Here is an 18,739-nt window from a genome sequence, read left to right as displayed (position 1 = left end):
TCCCTGTCTGACGACAAGCCCCCGCCACAGCGGCGGGGCGATCCGTGCGGACGCCGAGTCCTGCCGCCGCCCGGATGACCGGTCGACGGAAGTGGATCGGCAGGAGTGGAGGACCCGAGCACGACGGGTCGCCGGCACGGTCGCACCATGACCGGGCCGCGCAGCCCTTGGGGTGAAGCCGTGGCGACACGGCCGGGCAACTTCGCCAGCCCGAATCCGACAGGTCATCCTTCACAGGCGGCTGACGAAGGGTTGCGCATGACTGCGCTCAATCGTGTCCCGTCGCTGATGGCACGGGCCGGCACGGCCTCGGCGCTCACCATCGCCGCCGTGGGCGGCTCCATCGTGATCCCTGGCGTCGCCGCGGACGCCTCGGCCGCCACGATAGCGACCAGGGCTCTTCAGGTAGCGGCCTCGAAGAAGGGGTCGCCCTACAGCTGGGGTGCCACCGGACCGAACCGGTTCGACTGCTCCGGGCTGACGCTGTACTCGTTCAAGAAGGCGGGCAAGAAGCTCCCGCGTACGGCGGCCCAGCAGTACAACAGGACCCGTCACATCTCGGCCGGCAGCCGCAAGGCCGGGGACCTGGTCTTCTTCCATTCGGGTTCCAGCGTGTACCACGTCGGCATCTACGCCGGGAAGGGACGGATCTGGCACGCCCCGAAGACCGGGGACGTGGTGAAGCTGCAGAAGATCTGGACGCGCAGCGTCTGGTACGGCCGGGTCAGCTGACCCGGCCCGCGGTCGGCCGGCGGGAACTCGGGGCTACGGTTCCTGCCGGCCGGCCGTGGTGACCGTGCCGGCCGGGACCGTCCAGGGCAGTTCGATGAAGACGGTCTTGCCGCCTTCCCGGGTGGGGCGCACCCGGAGCTTGCCGCCGCACTCCGCGGTGAGCCAGCGGATGATCACCATGCCCCGTCCGTTGTCCTGCTGGACCGCGGCCGGGAGTCTCTTCGGGAAGCGCGGATGGCTGTCGGTGACGCCGATGCGCAGCTGTTCGTCCCGGTCCAGGACGAGGTCCAGCGTGAAGGTCGGCGACTGCCCGAAGGTGTGCTGGACCGCGTTGGTGGCGAGTTCGGAGACGATGAGGCGGATGGTGTCCGCGGTCTCCGTCTCCGGCGGCAGACCCCATTCCGCGAGGGTGCCCAGCGCGTAGGAGCGGGCCACGGAGACCGAGGCGGGATCGCTCGGCAGAGTGATGGATGCTTCCAGGTGGTCTGCCATGGCGACGTCGTCCCTTTCCCACGGGACCGTGGTCCGACACGGTGCGGATGGTTCGAGTACGGTCCCGGACTGGTGCTTCTCCGCCAGACTGCCATTGCCGGGACGGTCAGGGGAGCGATCCACCAAGATATGCATATATCTGTCGCTCGATGCGGTGAACTCTGCGACCCCAGAGCGTATTCGGGCGGCCCGGAAGGAGTAAGGAGTAGCCCATGCAGAACGGTCCCGCGGTGCGCCGCCGGAAACTGGGTGCCGAGCTGCGCTCACTGCGCACCGGTGCCGGCCTCACGAGCGGCGAGGCCGCCCGTCTGGTGGGCTGGCACCAGTCGAAAGTGAGCCGGATCGAGACCGGCGCCAGCGGTGTGAAACCGGCCGATGTGCGGTTACTCCTGGACGCCTACGGCGTGGTCGAGGGGCAACTGCGGGAGTTGCTGCTGGTGTTGGCGGGGTCGGAGGACACCGCGGGGCGGCACCACTGGTGGCACGCCTATCGCGGCGTACTGCCGCCCACCTACCGGGATTTCATCAGTCTGGAGTCGCAGGCCGGCGCGATGCGCACGCTGGAGACCTCGGTCGTGCCGGGGCTGCTGCAGACCCCGGAGTACGCGCGTGCCGTGACCAGGGCGGCCGTGGACGGGCTCGACGACGAGGCCCTGGACGCCCTCGTGGAAGTGCGGTTGGCCAGGCAGGACGTGCTGCGCAACCGTCCGCCGCTGGAGCTGAGCGCGGTCCTGGACGAGGCGGTGCTGCGCCGGGAGGTCGGCGGTCCTGGCGTGATGGCGAGACAGCTGGAACGGCTGCTGGAGGCGGCGCGGTTGCCCCAAGTACGGCTCCAGGTGCTGCCGTTCTCGGCCGGAGCCCATATCGGCATCACCGGCCCTTTCGTAATCTTCTCATTTCCGAGCACTTCTGATCTGGATGTTGTTGTTCTCGACCAGTTGACGAGTAGCCTCTACCTCGAACGGAAAGAAGACCTCCAGACCTACACGGAGGCCTTCAACACCCTTCAGATCCACGCCCTTTCGCCCGAGGACTCGTTGGATTACATCGCCGGGATAGGTGACGGCGCGTAAGGAGGCACCATGACTGCACTGCCTCGGAACGTACCTTCAAGTGCCGATCTGCACGGACTGCGGTGGCTGCGCAGCAGCTACAGCACCGGAGCGAACAACTGCGTGGAGACGGCACGGCCGCGCTCCGGTCGGCTGACCGGACTGCTCGCCGTGCGCGACTCCAAGGACCCGGCCGGACCCGCGCTGCTCTTCTCCCCCGGGAGCTGGGCGGGTTTCGTGTCGGCGCTCACCTGCTGATCGGTACGTGACCCACTCCGTATCCGCATTCGGTCAGGACCCGGCCGTGTCACGCCGACTCATGGTCGTGTCTCACCGATCACCTGTACAGCGCGTTCGATCTCGGCCCCGGAGAGGTCCGCACGGGCGGTCAGCCTGAGCCGCGACACGCCGTCCGGCACGGACGGCGGGCGGAAACAGCCCACGGCCAGGCCTGCCGCACGGCAGGCGGCCGCCCACCGCACGGCCCCCTCCGGGGACGGGGCCCGCACGGAGACCACCGCGGCGTCCGGACGCACCGCTTCCAGACCCGCGGCGGTCAGCCGTGCGTGCAGTTCGGCGGCGACCGCACGGGCCCGCTCCGCGCGTTCGGGCTCCCGGCGCAGCAGCCGCAGCGCCGCCAGCGCCGCGCCCGCCGCGGCCGGCGCCAGGCCGGTGTCGAAGATGAAGGTCCGGGCCGCGTTCACCAGATGGTCGACGACCCGTGCCGGGCCGAGCACGGCCCCGCCCTGGCTGCCCAGCGACTTGGACAGGGTCACCGTGACCACCACGTCGTCGGCGCCGGCCAGCCCGGCCGCCTGCGGCGCGCCCCGCCCGCCGTCCCCGAGCACGCCCAGCCCGTGCGCGTCGTCCACGAGCAGCCCGGCACCGCGCTCCCGGCACGCCTCGGCCAGCGCGGCCAGCGGCGCCGCGTCGCCGTCCACCGAGAACACCGTGTCGCAGACGACGACGGCGGGCCCCTCGTGCGTCCCGAGCGCCTTGCGGACGGCGTCCGGGGCCGCGTGCCCGACGACCTGCGTGGTGCCCCGGGCCAGCCGGCAGCCGTCGATCAGGGAGGCGTGGTTGAGCGCGTCGGAGACGATCAGGGAGCCGTGCGGGCCGAGGGTGGTGACGGCGGCGAGGTTGGCGGCGTAGCCGGAGGAGAAGACCAGGGCCGCCTCGAACCCGCAGAAATCGGCCAGCTCGCGCTCCAGCTCGGTGTGGAGTTCGGTGGTGCCGGTGACCAGCCGGGAGCCGGTGGAGCCGCCGCCCCAGGTCCTGGCCGCCGCCGCCGCGCCCTCGGTGACCTCGGGGTGGTGGGCGAGGCCCAGGTAGTCGTTGCTCGCCAGGTCCAGCAGCGGGGAATCGGCGGGGCGGGGGCGCAGGGTCCGTACCAGTCCGGCGCGGCGGCGGAGTTCCGCCTGTTCGTCGATCCAGCCGAACGCCATGGCTCCTCCGGTGATTTTGTAGGCAGTGAACAGACCCTAGCGGGACGATCTGCCACCCACTGTGTGGCAATACCCACAGCCGGTATTGGCAGGCAAGGAAAATGTCCAGGTCAGAGGCTATATCATGCCCTGGACTGAAGATCGTCTCCCACAACACGGACCAGCCGCGCGCTCAGGCGGCGCCGATTTGAGGTCAGTGGCTGCTACTGCGCGAGCGCAAGGCAAATCGCCTACAACCGGTGCACCACCAGCAGCCCCACATCAGGAACGTGCCAACCGTCCGGGAAGCCATCAAGGCCGTCCTGCACCGGCCCGTACAGGCCGCGAGGCACAAGCCTGCGAACAGTGACCCTGCGAGGCCCGGACGAGCCCTGACGCTCACCGGGGCGCTTCCGTGTCTGCGCCCAAGTCAGCACAGACCATCTGTGTCGTCGTGCTCTTCGCCGACTGGGAGTGGCCGACGGTCGTCCCCGGAGTCCTCGCTGTAGATCACCGCGGAGGATGCTTCTCGGAAGTTGAGCGTGAGCTGCTCTTCTGCCAACGGCGTACCGCCATAGACATCTTCGAGTTCCGGTGGTGTCCATGAGGATGTGTTTTCCTGCCACCGGGCCGGACGCGACAACGCCGCTGATCGCCGAAACCCCCAGCCCGACACCACTGAGATCCGTAAATGCGCCGCCCAGGACACGCATCGGCCCCCACCTGGACTAGATTCCGCCGTATGTGGGCCAGCGCCTCATCCTCCGTCACCAGCACAAGAATCGTGGAGATGCCCGAGTATGCCTACGAGGTCCTCACCGCGCTGCAGGTGCTGCGAGCGCACCCGAACCTCGCGGAGATCGCGGGCGGCTTCCTGCATCACGCCAGCGAGCGGCAGACCGCGGAAGTAGCCGGCACCTCCCGGACGGCACTCCCGGCCGTCTACGAGACGGTCCTCCAATCAGCGGTTGGCTGCGGAAACTGCGGGTCGGGCGGGAGGCAGAGCTCGACCTGGTAGCTCGGCGACGGCAGCCAATCCCAAAGCCCCCGCTCTCGCTCTCCCGACTCAGGGCGGCGCCGGTCTGGAAGACCGACAACGGCCTCCGGGCTCCCCCCTGAGGAGCGGACAGACCGTTCTCAGACCTCCCGGGGATCTTGCCGGTCGAGCGCAGCGAGCACGCGAGTCGGATCGTCAATCAGAACGAACAGGCCGCTGGTCCGTCGCGCCCACTGCTCTGGATCCTCTCCCTCCACGAACGCAGCGGCCCATGCAAACTGGTCCCGGAGGTTAACCGGCACCTTGCCGGCCAGGAACGTACCGAGTTCCCGGCCCAGGACGGCTCGCGACGAAGACGGCCGCATGAAGCGGTCCGGCTTGACGGCCGCCGGGACGACGCTGCCGCTCACGCCCTCGAGAGCCGCAGCGGCATCGCGCACCCAGCCGCCATCCCAGGTGTCGGGGAGCGGAACAGCGATTCGCTGAACGCCGGCGATCGCGTCCCTCCCCAGTGCGAGCGAGAGCCCTCCCGGATCCTCGTGATAGTTCAGATAGCGGGCGACATCGACGCCCTGCGGGCAGACCTCGTCGAGCACTACATCGCCGACGAAGTTGCCGGGGTCGACGAGCCACCCTGCCCGCACCACGACGGATGGCTCCAGGCTGACCCGATACAAAAAGAACTGGCTGCGCTGCTCGGCCTGGTTGCGCATCCTTCTCAGCATGTTGTGGACAGCAGCCTCGTACGTACCGACGTGGAGGGCATGCGCGCGCTGCCGTGCGGCCCACGCGGCAACCCGATGCTCCCCACCCATCATCCTGCGGAATTCGGGAGCCAAGACGGCTGCCGGGTCGAAGTCCCGCGTCGGCCAGTCCGGCTGGGTGCTCGTGTGGTACCAGAAAAACTGCGCCACCCTGTCGTCGTCGAGCGCCGGGTCGCCGAAGTCGAGCGTCACCCGAGGCGAGTCCTCGTGCTCGCAGGTCGTGCCGCAGCCGGCGCAGGTCTCTTCCGCCCGCTCCCACCGATCGATCCAGTCCAGATCGACGCGCCACCGATGACCGCAGCGCCCACAGAGCATCTGCCGCTCGCGCCAGAAGTCGATCCGCCGTTCCACGACACCATTCTCCGGAAGCGTCCGACGCAGAACCAGCCTCAGAAGCGCCGTTCGGCAGCGCAGCGAATGCCGTACCACTTGCCCGCGAAGGCCAACTCGGCGTTAGGCAGGGACTCGGACTTGACAGCGAGGGACCCGCTCATCCTTCAACCCTACGGGAGGATGCGTCTGATGCGACGAGACCCCGGCAGATTCGGCGGGGCCTCGTCGCGCTCCCAAAGGCTGTCCCGTAATCGATCTTGTTGTCCGACAAAGAAGTTCGGCAGACCAATCAAGACGAAACCATCAATTTGCAGATTTTTACTTCGCCAATACCGGAGGAGTCCATTCAATTCTCTCGCGTGCCAGTCGACCAATGATCCACTCTCGCCCCATTGAGTCAGCCACCGCCCAAGCGTGCCTAAAAGGACGCTTTCGATGCTTGTAGCGCTGCACCATGCCACGAAATCCGCTGCGCCGTAGAGAAGCGTCCGGCATATTGTGGCAAAGGTCGGCAAGCCACGCAATGCAAGCCACATAGTCGTCGTTCGGCCAAAATTCCACAGGCTTCCGGCGCCGCGCCATCGCCCGAATCTCAAGCATTGCGGTGTTTTTCAAGAACGAGCCAGCACCCCAGTCATCCATGCGCCTCACCTGCTACTCCATCCTTCTCAGGTCCAACTCATAGCGTACGAGTGGGAGGGATGCAGGCCGCACCCCTCCCACTCAATTCATCGCAACTAACCCATCAATCACCCTGCACCCGGCCAGAGGTGAATATAGATAGGCGTGTCGAAAGTGATTCCAGGATAATCTGAGCTGGCTGCCCGCCTGAGCAGCTCAGCCATTCTGTGATTACCTTCAATCATGTAGTTGTCTTCCGCGTGGAATCGCAGGAGGGAAAACTCGCCATCAGTTGGCTGGGTCGTACTCCTAACGAGCTGTTCGTCGGTCATCGAACGCGCCATTCCAGCCTTGAGAGGATATGACTGCCAATTCCCGTCAGCATCGACGTTGTCATGTCCGATTCCGCGAAGATCGCCAACTGTCGCATTTGGCTCACGGGCCGTGTCGGCAGCCTTCGATCCCCTTCCAAATAGCCTGGAGAAGAACCCCCCACCCTTATTTCCCTCTTCGCCACAGCTGTTATGCACCAGGACCAGCGTGGTCCCCGCCAGTACATAGTACGTGCGCTAAGCGACCCCTCTCTACCTGCTTTTTCGCAGGTCAAGCGATGTTCGGCGGTTCCGCTGAGGTGCGGGTTCGGCCAGGGTTGGTCGTGGTTGTTGCCGTCACTACTGCCGTCAAGGGTCTAGACCACTCGGCTGCTCGGGACCTCGGTGGCCCGGGGGTCTCGGCGGCTCGGCAACCAGGGAGTCCTCGGCCGGTGGGCGGCGGGGTGGGTGCCTGCTCCGGTCTCGCGGCGCGGGGCCGGGGCGGGAGGGATCGGCTGATCGTGGGGCGCCTGGAGCTTCGCTCCCCTCCGGAGGCGATGTCGGCCACCGCCCCCGGTGAGCCCGGCGGCGGACGTGAAGGGGCGGCACCCTGGTCGGCCCTTGCCTGCGATCCGGCCGTAGGACGGTCGCGGGCGACAACTTGCTCCGCCAAGAGCCCGGTTACGGTCAGCCCGGCGACCAGGGCGATTGCCGCTCCGGCAGCCCCGGATCACCCCCGACTGCCTGGGCGGCTCGCCACCTGCGGCGTAGCTGGCCTCCCGATTGAACGGCGGGCTCGTCGGCGATGGCGGCCAGCCTCGGCGGGGGGGCGCCTTGAACCTCGTAGAGAAAATCTGAACGCAGCCCCGGGCCACCCGGCACGGCGGGTCAGTGGCCCCGCCCGCCGCCGCCTGACTCCAGGGCCTCGACGCGGCCACGAAGGTCGGCAATCTGCTGAGCGGCCTCGGCCAGCGCACGTTCCAACACCTCGACGCGGGCCGTCGTCCCGCCGACGGGTGCGGTCGCCTCCGGGCCGTCGAGCTCATCAGCGTCGTCGGGGTGGTCGTAGTGGGCGACGAAGGCGCCCTTGCCGGGGCGGGAGACCGCCCACCCGTCCTGCTTCAACAGGGCCATGGCCTTCTGCACGGTCAGGCTCGACGCCCCGAACTCCCGCATCAACACAGCCTGCGTCGGCAACGCGTCCCCCGGCCGCAGCCCACCCGAGCGGATCCGCTCCCGCAGGGCCTCGGCGATCACCTCGAACGTCAACTGCACCCCGCTACCCGCCGGCCTGCGCCCGCGCCGCCCCACCACCACGCCGGTCACCCCCGCATTCCACGCCTTCTATCAGCGAAATCCGGCCCGTCCAAACCGGGAAACCGACCCCACACTACCCGCGTCCCACCACCCACTAGAAAGGAATTAGGAGGGATGGACTTGAATGCGCCCATGGACCGATGTTAGCGTCACGCACCCGCCGGTGATCACCACCGCACCCGCCGACCAAGCCCCCACTGGTCCGGCCCCCGCGCCCAACTGCCAGGCGCCCCCGTTCCCCTGTGAGCCGATCACTTCGGCCTGCCCACGCCGCGCCGCGCCACACCGCTTCCGCACTCCCGCCGAAAGGCCCCTTCCCGTATGCCCGCACAGCTCCAACTCCCGTACCCCACGACCGTTCCAGCCGCCTCGCGTCCCTCGTCGTCGGCTTTTGCAGCGCCACCCCGCCCGGCGGACATCACCGCCGCAGCAGCGGGAGGGCGGTCGGCGCTGGAGCGCCGCGCCAGGCTCACCGCCAAGCTGGCGAAGCTCGCCGCCACCGGCCACCTCGCACCCCTAGCACGGCAGATAGCCGGACTCGGCGGCTGTGTGCACCCGATCTGCCTGACTGGGCACCGCACCCACCTGGACACCGCGACCGGCGAGATTCTCGACCACTTCGACTCCGGCCGGCTCCCGGCGGGCGAACTGCTGGTGCGTTGCGGCAACCGCCGCGCCACCCGCTGCCCTGCCTGCTCCACCGTTTACCGCTACGACACCTACCAGCTCATCGCCGCCGGACTGCGCGGCGGCAAGACCGTCCCCACCAGCGTCGCCACACACCCCCGCGTCTTCGCCACCCTCACCGCACCCGGCTTCGGACCCGTCCACAACCAAGCCGACACCGGCCGCTGCAACTGCGGCCACACCCACCCCGACGACGACCCGCTTCTCGGCACCCCGCTCGACCCCGACCGCTGCGACTACACCGGCGCGGTCCTGTGGAACGCGCACGCCCCGGCCCTGTGGGCACGCTTCACCACCCACCTGCGGCGGGAGATCGCGAAGGCGGCTGGGGTGACGCAGCGGGCCATGCGCCACCACGCCACGCTGTCCTATGCCAAGGTCGCCGAGTACCAGAAACGGGGCCAGGTCCATTTCCACGCCGTCATCCGCCTCGACGGACCCACCGGCCCCGCCAGCACCCCACCGGCCTCGGCCACCACCCAGCTCCTCGACCACGCCGTCCGCGCCACCGCCGCACGCACCCGCGTCCACCACGAAGGCCAGCCGCCGAGGCAACCGCAGCCCACCGGGCACATCCCCGCGTCCCAGCCCCAAGATTCACATCGGGCAGAGCCGTTGGTGTTCCGGTTCGGGCGGCAGATCGACGTCCGCGCGATCCACGGCACTGACTTCACCGGCGGCGGCCCGGTCACCGACAGGCATGTCGCTGCCTACATCGCCAAGTACGCCACCAAGGGCGCCGAGACCACCACCGGCACCTCGACCGCCGCCTCCGCCTCCTCGCCGAACTCGCCCAGTACGACATCACCGACCACGCCCGTCGCATGATCCACACCGCCTGGCACCTCGCCACCCGCCCCCAGCACGCCCACCTCCGCCTGCGGCAATGGGCCCACATGCTCGGCTTCCGAGGCCACTTCTCCACCCACACCCACCGCTACTCCACGACCCTCGCCCACCTCCGAGCCGAACGCACCGCCTGGCGAACCCGCCGACCCGACACCCAGACCCCAGCCCCAGCCCCAGCCCCAGCACCAGCACCAGCACCAGCTGAGACGCAGACCGTCCAGACGAGCAGCGGTCCGGTCGGTGACCGCGCCGGACACTCCACCGACCTGGACGCCGGTCACCGCAACATCGTCGGTCAGCGCGGGGACTCGGACACAACGCTGGTCATCTCCCACTGGCAGTACGCCGGAACCGGCCTCCTGCCCGAACTCGAACACCTCGCCGACCTCCTGGCCGCAAAAACGGCAGACCCGACCCGAACAACCGACCCGAACCCGCCACTCGAAGCGCTCCCGCGACCGCGCCGGTCACCCGGCCGGTCACTCCACTGATCGGCTGCCCCGTGCTGCCCGGACGGGGGCACTCGCGTGACCACCGGCACCGAACTCCTCACCGTCCCCCAGGTCATGGAACGCCTCCAACTCGGCCGCACCGCCGTCTACGACCTCATCCGCACCCGCCAACTCCCCTCCCTCACCCTCGGCCGCGCCCGCCGCATCCCCACCCACGCCCTCACCGACTTCATCCACACCCGCCTCGACCAGGAAGCCGCATGACGACCGCACCCCGCGACACCCCCGCCTCCCGCCGCACCCGCGCCAACGGCGACGGAACCATCTACCAGCGAAAAGACCGCCGCTGGGAAGCCGCTGGATACGTCCTCGCCCCCCGGCAACACCCGCAAGCGCATCCGCGTCTACGGCAGAACCCGCACGGATGCGTTGGCGAAGCTCACCGAGAAGATCGCGGCCAGCAACCGCGGCGTCCCCATCGTCACCGCCCAGGGCAGCCTCGCGGCGTACCTGACGTACTGGCTGGAGAACGTCGCCGTCCACCAGCTCCGCGAGACCACCCACACCCGCTACACCGCCGTCGTGCACCGGTACCTCATACCGGGCCTGGGTCGGAAGAACCTCGGCAAGCTCACCGCGAAGGACGTACGAACCTGGCTCAACGAGCTGCGGACCGTGTGCTAGTGCTGCGCACGCGGCATCGACGCCGGACGCGACCCCAACGCTCAGGTCAGCCGCCGACCGCGCTGCTGCGCGGTCGGCCAGTGCTGCCGCAAACGCCTCTCACCGCTCACGCTCTCCTACCTCCACTCCGTGCTCAAATCCGCCCTGGAGCACGCCGTCCGCGAAGAAGAGATCCCGCGCAACGTCGCCCGAAACGTCCGCACCGGAACACCCCGCCCCCGCCGCTTCAACCCCCTCACCCGCCGGCGAGGCCCGGCAGTTCCTCGCCGCCGCCCAGGGACACCGGCTCGCCGCGCTGTTCGAGCTCGCCCTGCGCACCGGCCTGCGCAAGGGCGAACTCCTGGGCCTGCGCTGGGAAGACCTCGACCTCGACGGCGGCACCGCCAGCATCCGCCGCACTCTCCAGCGCACCAACACCAGGGGGCTGGCCACCCTCCCCACCAAGACCATCAGCTCCGAGCGCCGCACCGTCCTGCCGTCCTCCTGTGTCACCGCGCTGCGCGCACACTGCCAGCGGCAGGCCGGGGAGCGAGACCGGGCGGGCTCGGAGTGGCAGGGCAGCGGCCACGTCTTCACACGGCCCGATGGCCACCCCATCGAGCCTGCCACGCTCACCCGGCACTTCAACGCTCTGCTCCGCGAGGCGCACCTGCGGCCGATCCGGTTTCACGATCTCCGCCACTCGACCGCGACCCTACTCCTGGAGCAAGGCGTCGAACTCGTCGTCATCAAGGAGCTACTGGGACACGCCCACATCGGGGGGACCGCGACGGTCTACGCACACGTCCGACTCTGCCTCCAGCGCGACGCCATCGACCTCCTCAGCCACGTCCTCCGCGCCCCGGCTCAGCCGACCATCCGGCCCGACGACGGCGACGAACCACCACTTTGTGGAGCACCCGTCCGCTGACGTTGCCGTCAACTACTGCCGTCAAGCAGCACAAAGGCCCGACCGGATAGCCTTCCGGTCGGGCCCTCGCTCTTTAACTCAATTAGGCCTGACCTCGCGCCATCAACGAGGCGTAATCGCGTTCGTCAATTCTTCTCGCAGGCTCTCCAGGAAATCCCAGAGGTCACAAGAGACAATCTTCACCCCATGTCTTCCAGTTTCATAAGTATCTCCGACTAGAGATCCGCCGCTGAGCATATAGACATTCCCCTGGGCGGCACCGAGGGCAAGCAGACCACCCCCTCCATCAGAGCCAAAGACAACGATCGAATCGTTAACGTCTCCAGCAAGAATCGTTGGCTGCTCGCCATTGACCACGTCGACGATGGAATGAATGAAGAAACCGCTGTCCAGGTCCGGAAGAGACAGCCGCTCAACCTGCCCGTAGAAGCTGAGCAGATCTCCCGAGATCCCGGCTGACACCAGCGACGCCTTCTCTTCGCTCGCAGTCTCGGATGTCGATCTGACCAGTACGTTCTCCCCTGGAGGGTAGCCAAACTGACTCTCGAAGCCCTGCGTGAACCTAGGGATGAGTTCGCACATCACATCAACCCACCTACTTAGGCTCTCCCCAGTAATAGGCACCATATCCCCTATCTATTTGAGCGGCGAAGTCTTCAATCTCAGCCCGGGATGCATTTGGATTCATATCACCAAACCATTTCCATTGATTAGTGATCTCCTGATGGACATTCGCTCCCCGCGACTGCATCCTGCTCCCTGGTATCCCTCGCATATTAGACGGAGCATCGAAGTCGAAGCCTTCAAATTGCGGGTCGTCTCGGTACTCTTGGGGGATCGCGTGGTGGGCATCCCAATCGTCGGGCAACCGCTTGAGGCCGGCCTTATTGAGAGCCGCATTGAACCTCCCGCGATAGTTGCTCAGCTTGATCGTTGGGAACTCTGGATCGTAGCCCGTGGGGCAGGCCGCGCCGGTGTTGTGCACCAAGATCGGCGTGCCGCCCGCCAGCACATAGTACGTGTGAAAGCGGGCCGCTCCCTACCTGAGTTTTTGCAGGTCGGCGCGGAACTGACCGTCCGCCGAGGTCCGTTGGAGTGCGCTGATGTCCGCCCTTATTGCCGTCAGCGTTGCCGTCAGTGGTTTAGACCGCGTAACGGACAGGCGGCAGACGACAACGGCGGGCGGCTGAGCGATTTTGGCCTGGAGCTGCTTTGGCGCGAGTGATCATGGCCCCGTAAGCTTCCGGCGCGTCGGGCAGTCTGTGGACCTGCCCGGTAAAGCACGACGTTGGGGCCATGATCTTCGAGGCTCGCGCCAAAGTGGCTGGCTAAAATCGCTCCGCCGCCCGCCCCAGCCACGACGTACCCCTTCTCTGGCATCAAGCGTCTGATTGCTGTGAGCGTGGCCCGGGCGCCGGCCGGGCTGGAGCGGGGCGGAGACAGGAGCGCAGGCCCGGCCGGGGGCCGGGCCGCGCGCGGGGAGCGGAGCGAGCCGCCTTGAACCAGTAGAGAAAGTTGTAACTCACTCGGGGCTGTGGGGCGTGAAGGTGTATGCGCAGGCTGGGAGTTCGGCGTCTTGGCGGTGAGCCAGCGGCAGGAAGACCACTGGCCGGATCGTCCATGTGATGCGCGTGGTGGCCTGGGTGACGGACACGGTGCAGGGTTCTAAGCGCAGGAGGGCTCGTCGTGTTTCGGCGCGGCCGTCGTGGAGCCAGGCCCAGACCTCGTCCGAGGCATCTGGGTCGAGTGCCGGTGAGATGATGCGCAGTGCGATGGCGACCCATCTGTCTGCCTGGGGTGCGGAGTAGGCGTCGAAGGATGCCCGGAGTGCCGGCCACTGCATCCCGTCGGTGAGGTCCTCGGTCCAGCACTCGCACCAGAAGCCCCGCCGGGGCTTGTCCATCAGCACGGGTGGCCTCCCCGTTGGGCGTTCACGAAGAGTTCCGCGGTGACCGTGTAGCCGCCGCCGGCGCCCTGGACGACGACCCTGTGTGCGAGGGCGCTGACCATGCCCAGGCCCCGGCCGTGCTCGGTGTCCTGGTCCTGGTGCTCGACCTTCGGGGCGCCGCCTCCTCCGTTGTCCGTGACCGACAGTGCGATGACCTGTGGTGCCACCGCCAGGGCGAGGTGGAAGCTGCCGTGTTCCTCGCCGCTGCTCGTGTGCAGGAGCGCGTTCGTGCTCAGCTCGCTCACGATCAGGGCCGCGTCGTCCGCCAGGGGCGATCCGCGCAGGATGTCTCGCGTCCAGCGGCGGGCCCGGCTTACCTCTTCGGGATATCCTGGGCAAGTCAGGCCCCAGACTCGGACTCGACTCGTATACTCGTGCATACAAGTTCCTTCGTACTGGTAGGCCGCCATGTGTAGCGGGTTCGGGCTAGACGAGTTTCACGCCGTCGTGGGCGCGGACGGCCGGCGGGGTCATTGCGTCGAGTGCGTCGGTGACGCGGATTGCGTATGCCTCGTCGGCAAGCTCGGAGACTTCTTTGCGGGTGGCCCAGCGCAGGGCGCGGGTTTCGTCGCCGGTGGTGGGCGTGCCGTCGGCGGCCTCGCAGCGGAAGACCAGGGAGACGATCAGGCCCGTCATGTTCTTGTAGACGCCGGTCAGGGTCGCCGGAAGAGCGATCTTGATGCCGGTTTCTTCGAGGACTTCGCGTTGCAGGGCCTCGGGGATGGTCTCCTCGCGTTCGAGGACACCGCCCGGCGGCTCCCACTTGCCGTTGTCACGGCGCTGGATCAGGAGGGCACGGCCCTGGGCGTCGACGACGACCCCGGCGACGCTCACGGAGTGCGGGCGTTCTGTGCTCACGTTCCTCGGCCCTCCCGGATGGCTAGGCTCTCCACCGTAGCAACTTCACTCGCCCACTCGTCTAGATACCTAAAGGAGTACACACAGTGACCCCTCTTTCTTCGGGCCTCCTCGGCGATCTCGACCCCACGAGCGATCGTGCGGTCTTTAGGCAGATCGCCGACCAGCTGCGCGAGGCCATCGACCGTGGGCGATTTGGCGAGGGCGAGAAACTGCCCTCCGAGGCGGAGCTGGTCGAGCACTACGGGGTCTCCCGGATGACCGTCCGCAACTCCTTCTCCATCCTCACCGGCGAGGGCCTGGTCCACGCCGAACACGGCAAGGGCGTCTTCGTCCGCCCCCGGCCGCCCGTGCGGCGCCTCGCCTCCGACCGCTTCGCCCGCCGCCACCGCGAGCAGGGCAAGTCCGCGTTCATCGTGGAAGCCGACGCGGCCGGCAGCCACCCACAGGTCGACAGCCTTGAGGTCAAGGAAGAAAAGGCCAGCCAGGACGTCTCCACCCGGCTCGGCTCCGTACGGCGGGTACTCGCCCGGCGTCGCCGGTACCTGCTGGACGGGCGGCCCGTGGAGTTCGCCACCTCCTACCTCCCCCTCGACATCGCCCGCGGCACCCAGATCGCTGAACCCAACCCCGGCCCCGGCGGCATCTACGCCCGCCTCGAAGAGCTGGGCCACCGCCTCGACCACTTCGAGGAAGAGATCCGTGCGCGGATGCCCTCGCCCTCCGAGGTCAAGACGCTCCACCTCGCCGCCGGCGTGCCCGTGATCCACCTGATCCGGACCGCCTTCGACACCGAGGGGCGGGCAGTGGAGGTGTGCGACACGGTCATGGCGGCGGACGCCTACGTGCTGTCGTACCAGCTCCCGGCGACCTGATCGTCGTGGTTTGCGGTGGTGCGCGGGGGACGCTTCCTCAACTCGTACACCCCAACACGCTTACTCGTATAGACGAGTGGGCAAGTTGTGTGGCAGGGTGATCGTCGTGAGCCCGGGAGATCGGATTCACAGATCACTACATGTATAGACGAGTAGATAGGAAGTGTTTCGTGCGCACCATCCGTGTGGAGACCACCGCCGCCACGATCCTGCTGACCGAGGCCCCCGAGCCGAAGGTCCGCGACCGCCAGACCGGCGAGATCGCCAAGGACGCGGTGAGCGGTGAGGCGCTGATGACCATCGGCGTCGTCTACATCGAGGACGGGGAGTCCGCTCTGATCAAGGTCACCGTTCCCGAGGGCGGTGTCTCCGAAGGGCTTGTCCTCGGCTCGCCCGTCTCGCTGCCGGGGCTCATCGCCCGGCCGTGGGAGTCCGTGTTCAACGGCCAGCAGCGTCACGGCATCGCCTACCGCGCCGCCGCCGTCACCCCGTCCGCCTTCCCGGCCAGCGCCGGGGCTGCCGCCTGATGTCCGACCTGACGACACTCCTGGAGGTGGGTGGCCCCCTCGCCGCACTCGGTGGCGGGGCAGCCTACACCCGGGCCAAGCGCCCGGCGGTCTACTGGTCCGCGGTTGGCGGTCCGATGTCCACGGTCCGCTTGCTCAGCTCGTACGGCTCCGTCATGGAGGCCTGCGGTCTGACCGTGGCGCCCTCCCGGCTCAGGGTCCTCGCCGTCAAGGCCACCACTCGGCGGGAGATCCGGCCGGTCCCGCCCCGCCGGGGCATCCTGCGCCCCACCTCGACCGGGTTACGGCTCCGCCTCCGGCTCGCTCCCGGGCAGGAACCCGCCGACGTCGCCGCCTCGGCCGAACGCCTGCGGCACGCCTGGGGCGTCCACGCCGTCTATGTCACCACCGTCAAACCGGGCGTCGTGGAACTGCGGCTCGTCGGCTACGACGTCCTACGCCGTGTCCGGATGCCCCGCAAGACCGGCGGCGGCGTCCTCAAGGTCCCGGTCGCGCTGCGCGAGGACGCCATGCCCTTCGTCCGCGACTACCGCACCGTTCCCCACCAACTCACCCTCGGCGCAACCCTGTCCGGCAAGTCCATGTACCTGCGCCACCTCATCTCCGGACTCGCCCGGCAAGAGGGCGTCGCGCTCGTCGGCATCGACTGCAAGCGGGGCGTCGAACTGGCGCCCTTCGCCGCCCGCCTCTCCGCCCTCGCCACCGACCCCGACGAAGCCGCCGAACTGCTGCCCGTGCTGGTCAAGGAAATGGAGGACCGATACGACCTGATCAAGGCCCGCCAGGGCATCGCCCCGGACACCCCCGACGAAGAGATCACCTCAGACATCTGGGGCCTGCCCGACAACCGACGCCCCACGCCCGTCGTCCTGTTCATCGATGAGGTGGCCGAACTCTTCCTCACCGCCACCCGCAAGGACGAAGACCGCCGCGACGAGATGGTCACCCAGCTCATCCGCCTCGCCCAGCTCATCCGCGCCGCCGGCATCTACCTCGAAGTCTGCGGCCAGCGCTTCGGCGCCGAACTCGGCAAGGGCGCCACCATGCTCCGCGCCCAGCTCACCGGCCGCGTCTGCCACCGCGTCAACGACGAAGCCTCCGCCAAGATGGCCCTCGGCGACATCGCCCCCGAAGCCGTCTACGCCGCCTGCTCCATCGCCCCCGAGACACCCGGCCTCGCCGTCGCGGGCGACCCTTCCGGCGGCTGGTCCCGCATCCGCACCCCCTTCCTCTCCCTCGCCGACGCTGCCGCCATCTGCCAGGACACAGCAGACCTGGTCCCCGACGTCCCCGCCCTCAAGCCCTTCCGGCCCGACGTCCCCGTACGACCGCACACCACGCCGAGTCCGGTCGTACAGCCGCATCCCCTCACCGACTGACCCACCACCCGGCCTCTTCGCGCCGTGTCCCTACCCCTCCATGCCCAAAACCGGAAGGAGCCGCATCATGCGCGCCCAGCTGGCCCGCGTCGACGCGGTGCTCGTCCAGGCGCTCATCGCCGCCGCCCTGTCCTTCGCCCACCTCCACGACGTCGCCTCAGCTGCCGGACAGGACGGATGGAAAGTCTGGGCCTACCCCGTCTCCGTCGACCTGCTCCTCGTCGCCGCCTGGCGTCGACTGCGCACCGGCGTCACCAAAGCCGCCGCCTGGTGCTGGTTCGTCATCGCCCTCGGCGCCTCCCTCGGCGCGAACATCGCCACCGCCGGCCTCCTCGACCTCGGCAACGTCCCCGCCTGGCTCCGCATCCTCGTCGCCGGATGGCCCGCCGTCGCCTTCCTCGGCGGCACCCTCCTCGCCCACACAGCGCCAAAGGCACCCGCCGTCGTAGAGACCGCCGACGACGACCGGGAGCAAGAGCCCGAACCGACCCCCGAGACGCAGGCCGAAGAACAGCCACCCGTACCCCCAACCGTCCCGGTCCCGGCCGCCCTCGTCGCGCACGCCCGCAAGGTCGCCACCGAGCACCACACCCGCACCGGCAAGCCCATCGACACCCCGACCCTCCGCGCCCGCCTCGGCGTCCCGGCCCCCATGGCCGAAGCCATCGCCGCCCAGCTCTGAAAGGAGAACCAGGACCCGTGACCGCCAACCGCCGCTTCCGCAACGTCACCCGCATCGGCCCCGTCCAGGTCGGCACCGCCTACGACGACCGGGGCCGCGAGAAGCACACCGCCGCCTGCACGGCCCCGCGCTGTGGTTTCTCCGCCGACTACGACAGCCGTGCCGCCGCCGAACTCGCCGCCCGTACCCACCGCTGCCCCGTCCGCTGAAAGGACCCCGTATCCCGTGACCCTCAACCTGCCGCTCGTCGTCGTCCTCGGCTTCTTCGCCTGGGCGGCCATCAAGTACCTCGGCGTCCGCACCTGGATCGTCGTCCTGGTCGCCCTCTTCGGCTTCTGGCTCTCCCACACCTTCCTGGCCCCTGCCATCGAGTCCGGCACGCGTAGCCGCGTGACCGTCATAAACGGCTCACATGCCTAGACGAGTAGATAAGGAGAAGCTCGCCGTGCTCCTGCCCAAGTACCCCGACAGCCCCACCCCGCCGCCCGCACACACCCACACCCCGACCGACCCGGCCCCCGCCCGGCGTTCCGCGCTTCCGGCCGTCTCCGTCAGCACCGGCGCCGTCGTCGCCGTGCTCACGGGCGGTGTGGTCCTCACCGCGCTCCTGGCCGCCGTCGCCGTGTCGGCCATCTCCGTGGCCATCGCCGCCGTGGTCCTGCGCTCCCTGCTGCGCGAACACAACCGGCGCTGAACCGTGCCCGACCCCTGGGGCGGCCACGACACCGCCAAGCATCCAGCCGCCCCGGGGCCCGTCACCCCCTGACCGAGCCAGCCAGAAGGAGCCAGCCATCTTCACCCGCACCACCCCGCCCCCGCTCCGCGAACTCACCAACCTCGCCTCC

General features: G+C 68.5%; 21 protein-coding genes, 2 pseudogenes and 1 riboswitch. Of the genes and pseudogenes, 14 read left to right on the top strand and 9 right to left on the bottom strand.

Annotation, left to right across the window (positions count from 1 at the left end; translation table 11 throughout):
- Positions 1-41: 41 nt before the first annotated feature.
- Positions 42-255: riboswitch (cyclic di-AMP (ydaO/yuaA leader) on the top strand.
- Between the two features lie 3 nt (positions 256-258).
- Positions 259-732: a C40 family peptidase gene (locus ACIQOE_RS20075; protein WP_351326567.1), complete on the top strand. Its 474-nt coding sequence runs from the start codon at positions 259-261 to the stop codon at positions 730-732.
- A 33-nt stretch (positions 733-765) separates the two neighbouring features.
- On the opposite strand, the gene ACIQOE_RS20070 is transcribed toward ACIQOE_RS20075, so the two are convergent.
- Positions 766-1,224: an ATP-binding protein gene (locus tag ACIQOE_RS20070; RefSeq protein WP_351326569.1), complete on the bottom strand. Its 459-nt coding sequence runs from the start codon at positions 1,222-1,224 to the stop codon at positions 766-768.
- A gap of 212 nt (positions 1,225-1,436) precedes the next feature.
- On the opposite strand from ACIQOE_RS20070, the gene ACIQOE_RS20065 reads away from it, so the two are divergent.
- Both ACIQOE_RS20065 and ACIQOE_RS20060 read left to right on the top strand, forming a co-directional pair.
- A complete protein-coding gene (locus ACIQOE_RS20065) occupies positions 1,437-2,297 on the top strand; it encodes a helix-turn-helix transcriptional regulator (protein ID WP_351326571.1) in 861 nt (286 codons plus the stop codon).
- A gap of 9 nt (positions 2,298-2,306) precedes the next feature.
- Positions 2,307-2,534, top strand: coding sequence for a DUF397 domain-containing protein (locus ACIQOE_RS20060; protein ID WP_351326573.1), 228 nt, complete (start codon positions 2,307-2,309; stop codon positions 2,532-2,534).
- 59 nt (positions 2,535-2,593) lie between these two features.
- On the opposite strand, the gene ACIQOE_RS20055 is transcribed toward ACIQOE_RS20060, so the two are convergent.
- The gene (locus tag ACIQOE_RS20055; protein ID WP_365571185.1) at positions 2,594-3,721 is read right to left on the bottom strand and encodes an 8-amino-7-oxononanoate synthase; all 1,128 of its coding nucleotides are present in this window, start codon (positions 3,719-3,721) and stop codon (positions 2,594-2,596) included.
- 769 nt (positions 3,722-4,490) lie between these two features.
- On the opposite strand from ACIQOE_RS20055, the gene ACIQOE_RS20050 reads away from it, so the two are divergent.
- On the top strand, positions 4,491-4,718 hold the full coding sequence (locus ACIQOE_RS20050; RefSeq protein ID WP_401412734.1) for a hypothetical protein: 228 nt from the start codon (positions 4,491-4,493) through the stop codon (positions 4,716-4,718).
- Positions 4,719-4,837: 119 nt separating this feature from the next.
- On the opposite strand, the gene ACIQOE_RS20045 is transcribed toward ACIQOE_RS20050, so the two are convergent.
- Together ACIQOE_RS20045 and ACIQOE_RS20040 are read right to left on the bottom strand one after the other, a co-directional pair.
- Positions 4,838-5,812, bottom strand: coding sequence for a hypothetical protein (locus ACIQOE_RS20045; RefSeq protein ID WP_401412732.1), 975 nt, complete (start codon positions 5,810-5,812; stop codon positions 4,838-4,840).
- A gap of 1,802 nt (positions 5,813-7,614) precedes the next feature.
- A complete protein-coding gene (locus ACIQOE_RS20040) occupies positions 7,615-8,052 on the bottom strand; it encodes a GntR family transcriptional regulator (protein ID WP_401412730.1) in 438 nt (145 codons plus the stop codon).
- Positions 8,053-8,523: 471 nt separating this feature from the next.
- Here ACIQOE_RS20040 and ACIQOE_RS20035 point away from each other — a divergent pair.
- The 3 genes and pseudogenes from ACIQOE_RS20035 (at position 8,524) to ACIQOE_RS20025 (ending at position 11,625) form a co-directional block, all read left to right on the top strand.
- A pseudogene (locus tag ACIQOE_RS20035) lies at positions 8,524-10,070 on the top strand (replication initiator).
- Between the two features lie 36 nt (positions 10,071-10,106).
- Complete coding sequence (locus tag ACIQOE_RS20030) at positions 10,107-10,295, top strand: helix-turn-helix domain-containing protein (RefSeq protein ID WP_401412728.1); 189 nt, start codon at positions 10,107-10,109, stop codon at positions 10,293-10,295.
- Positions 10,292-11,625: pseudogene (locus tag ACIQOE_RS20025) on the top strand (tyrosine-type recombinase/integrase). Before ACIQOE_RS20030 ends, ACIQOE_RS20025 begins: the two are co-directional and overlap by 4 nt.
- 102 nt (positions 11,626-11,727) lie before the next feature.
- Here the strand turns inward: ACIQOE_RS20025 and ACIQOE_RS20020 are convergent.
- The 5 genes from ACIQOE_RS20020 to ACIQOE_RS20000 form a co-directional block, all read right to left on the bottom strand.
- Positions 11,728-12,207, bottom strand: a complete 480-nt coding sequence (locus tag ACIQOE_RS20020; protein ID WP_401412726.1) for a hypothetical protein — start codon at positions 12,205-12,207, stop codon at positions 11,728-11,730.
- Between the two features lie 13 nt (positions 12,208-12,220).
- Entirely contained in the window at positions 12,221-12,637 is a 417-nt protein-coding gene (locus ACIQOE_RS20015) for a hypothetical protein (RefSeq protein ID WP_401412724.1), read from the bottom strand.
- Between the two features lie 510 nt (positions 12,638-13,147).
- Positions 13,148-13,534, bottom strand: coding sequence for a hypothetical protein (locus ACIQOE_RS20010; RefSeq protein ID WP_401412722.1), 387 nt, complete (start codon positions 13,532-13,534; stop codon positions 13,148-13,150).
- Positions 13,528-13,953 carry an ATP-binding protein gene (locus tag ACIQOE_RS20005; protein WP_401412720.1) on the bottom strand — a complete coding sequence of 142 codons (426 nt, stop codon included), beginning with the start codon at positions 13,951-13,953 and terminating at the stop codon, positions 13,528-13,530. Before ACIQOE_RS20005 ends, ACIQOE_RS20010 begins: the two co-directional genes overlap by 7 nt.
- A 46-nt stretch (positions 13,954-13,999) precedes the next feature.
- Positions 14,000-14,407 (bottom strand): NUDIX hydrolase, encoded by a 408-nt coding sequence (locus tag ACIQOE_RS20000; RefSeq protein ID WP_401413393.1) that lies wholly within the window; start codon positions 14,405-14,407, stop codon positions 14,000-14,002.
- A gap of 110 nt (positions 14,408-14,517) precedes the next feature.
- Between ACIQOE_RS20000 and ACIQOE_RS19995 the strand changes: the two genes are divergently transcribed.
- From ACIQOE_RS19995 to ACIQOE_RS19965, 7 genes are all read left to right on the top strand, one after another.
- Positions 14,518-15,306, top strand: coding sequence for a GntR family transcriptional regulator (locus tag ACIQOE_RS19995; protein ID WP_401412718.1), 789 nt, complete (start codon positions 14,518-14,520; stop codon positions 15,304-15,306).
- A 170-nt stretch (positions 15,307-15,476) separates the two neighbouring features.
- Positions 15,477-15,833: a hypothetical protein gene (locus ACIQOE_RS19990; RefSeq protein WP_401412716.1), complete on the top strand. Its 357-nt coding sequence runs from the start codon at positions 15,477-15,479 to the stop codon at positions 15,831-15,833.
- Positions 15,833-17,212: an FtsK/SpoIIIE domain-containing protein gene (locus ACIQOE_RS19985; RefSeq protein WP_401412713.1), complete on the top strand. Its 1,380-nt coding sequence runs from the start codon at positions 15,833-15,835 to the stop codon at positions 17,210-17,212. The genes ACIQOE_RS19990 and ACIQOE_RS19985 overlap by 1 nt, the downstream gene beginning before the upstream one ends.
- Before the next feature lie 67 nt (positions 17,213-17,279).
- The gene (locus tag ACIQOE_RS19980) at positions 17,280-17,894 is read left to right on the top strand and encodes a DUF2637 domain-containing protein (protein WP_401412711.1); all 615 of its coding nucleotides are present in this window, start codon (positions 17,280-17,282) and stop codon (positions 17,892-17,894) included.
- A 17-nt stretch (positions 17,895-17,911) separates the two neighbouring features.
- Positions 17,912-18,103, top strand: a complete 192-nt coding sequence (locus ACIQOE_RS19975) for a mobile element transfer protein (RefSeq protein WP_123975881.1) — start codon at positions 17,912-17,914, stop codon at positions 18,101-18,103.
- 16 nt (positions 18,104-18,119) lie between these two features.
- Positions 18,120-18,314, top strand: coding sequence for a hypothetical protein (locus ACIQOE_RS19970; protein ID WP_401412709.1), 195 nt, complete (start codon positions 18,120-18,122; stop codon positions 18,312-18,314).
- Positions 18,315-18,339: 25 nt separating this feature from the next.
- Positions 18,340-18,588: a SpdD protein gene (locus tag ACIQOE_RS19965; protein WP_401413391.1), complete on the top strand. Its 249-nt coding sequence runs from the start codon at positions 18,340-18,342 to the stop codon at positions 18,586-18,588.
- The last annotated feature ends 151 nt before the right edge of the window (positions 18,589-18,739 follow it).

The sequence above is a fragment of the Streptomyces sp. NPDC091282 genome (genome assembly GCF_044757385.1).
In the GTDB taxonomy this organism is placed as follows: Bacteria; Actinomycetota; Actinomycetes; order Streptomycetales; family Streptomycetaceae; genus Streptomyces; species Streptomyces gramineus.
Note: the sequence above shows the minus strand (reverse complement) of the source record. Positions and strands in the feature narration are given on the sequence as shown.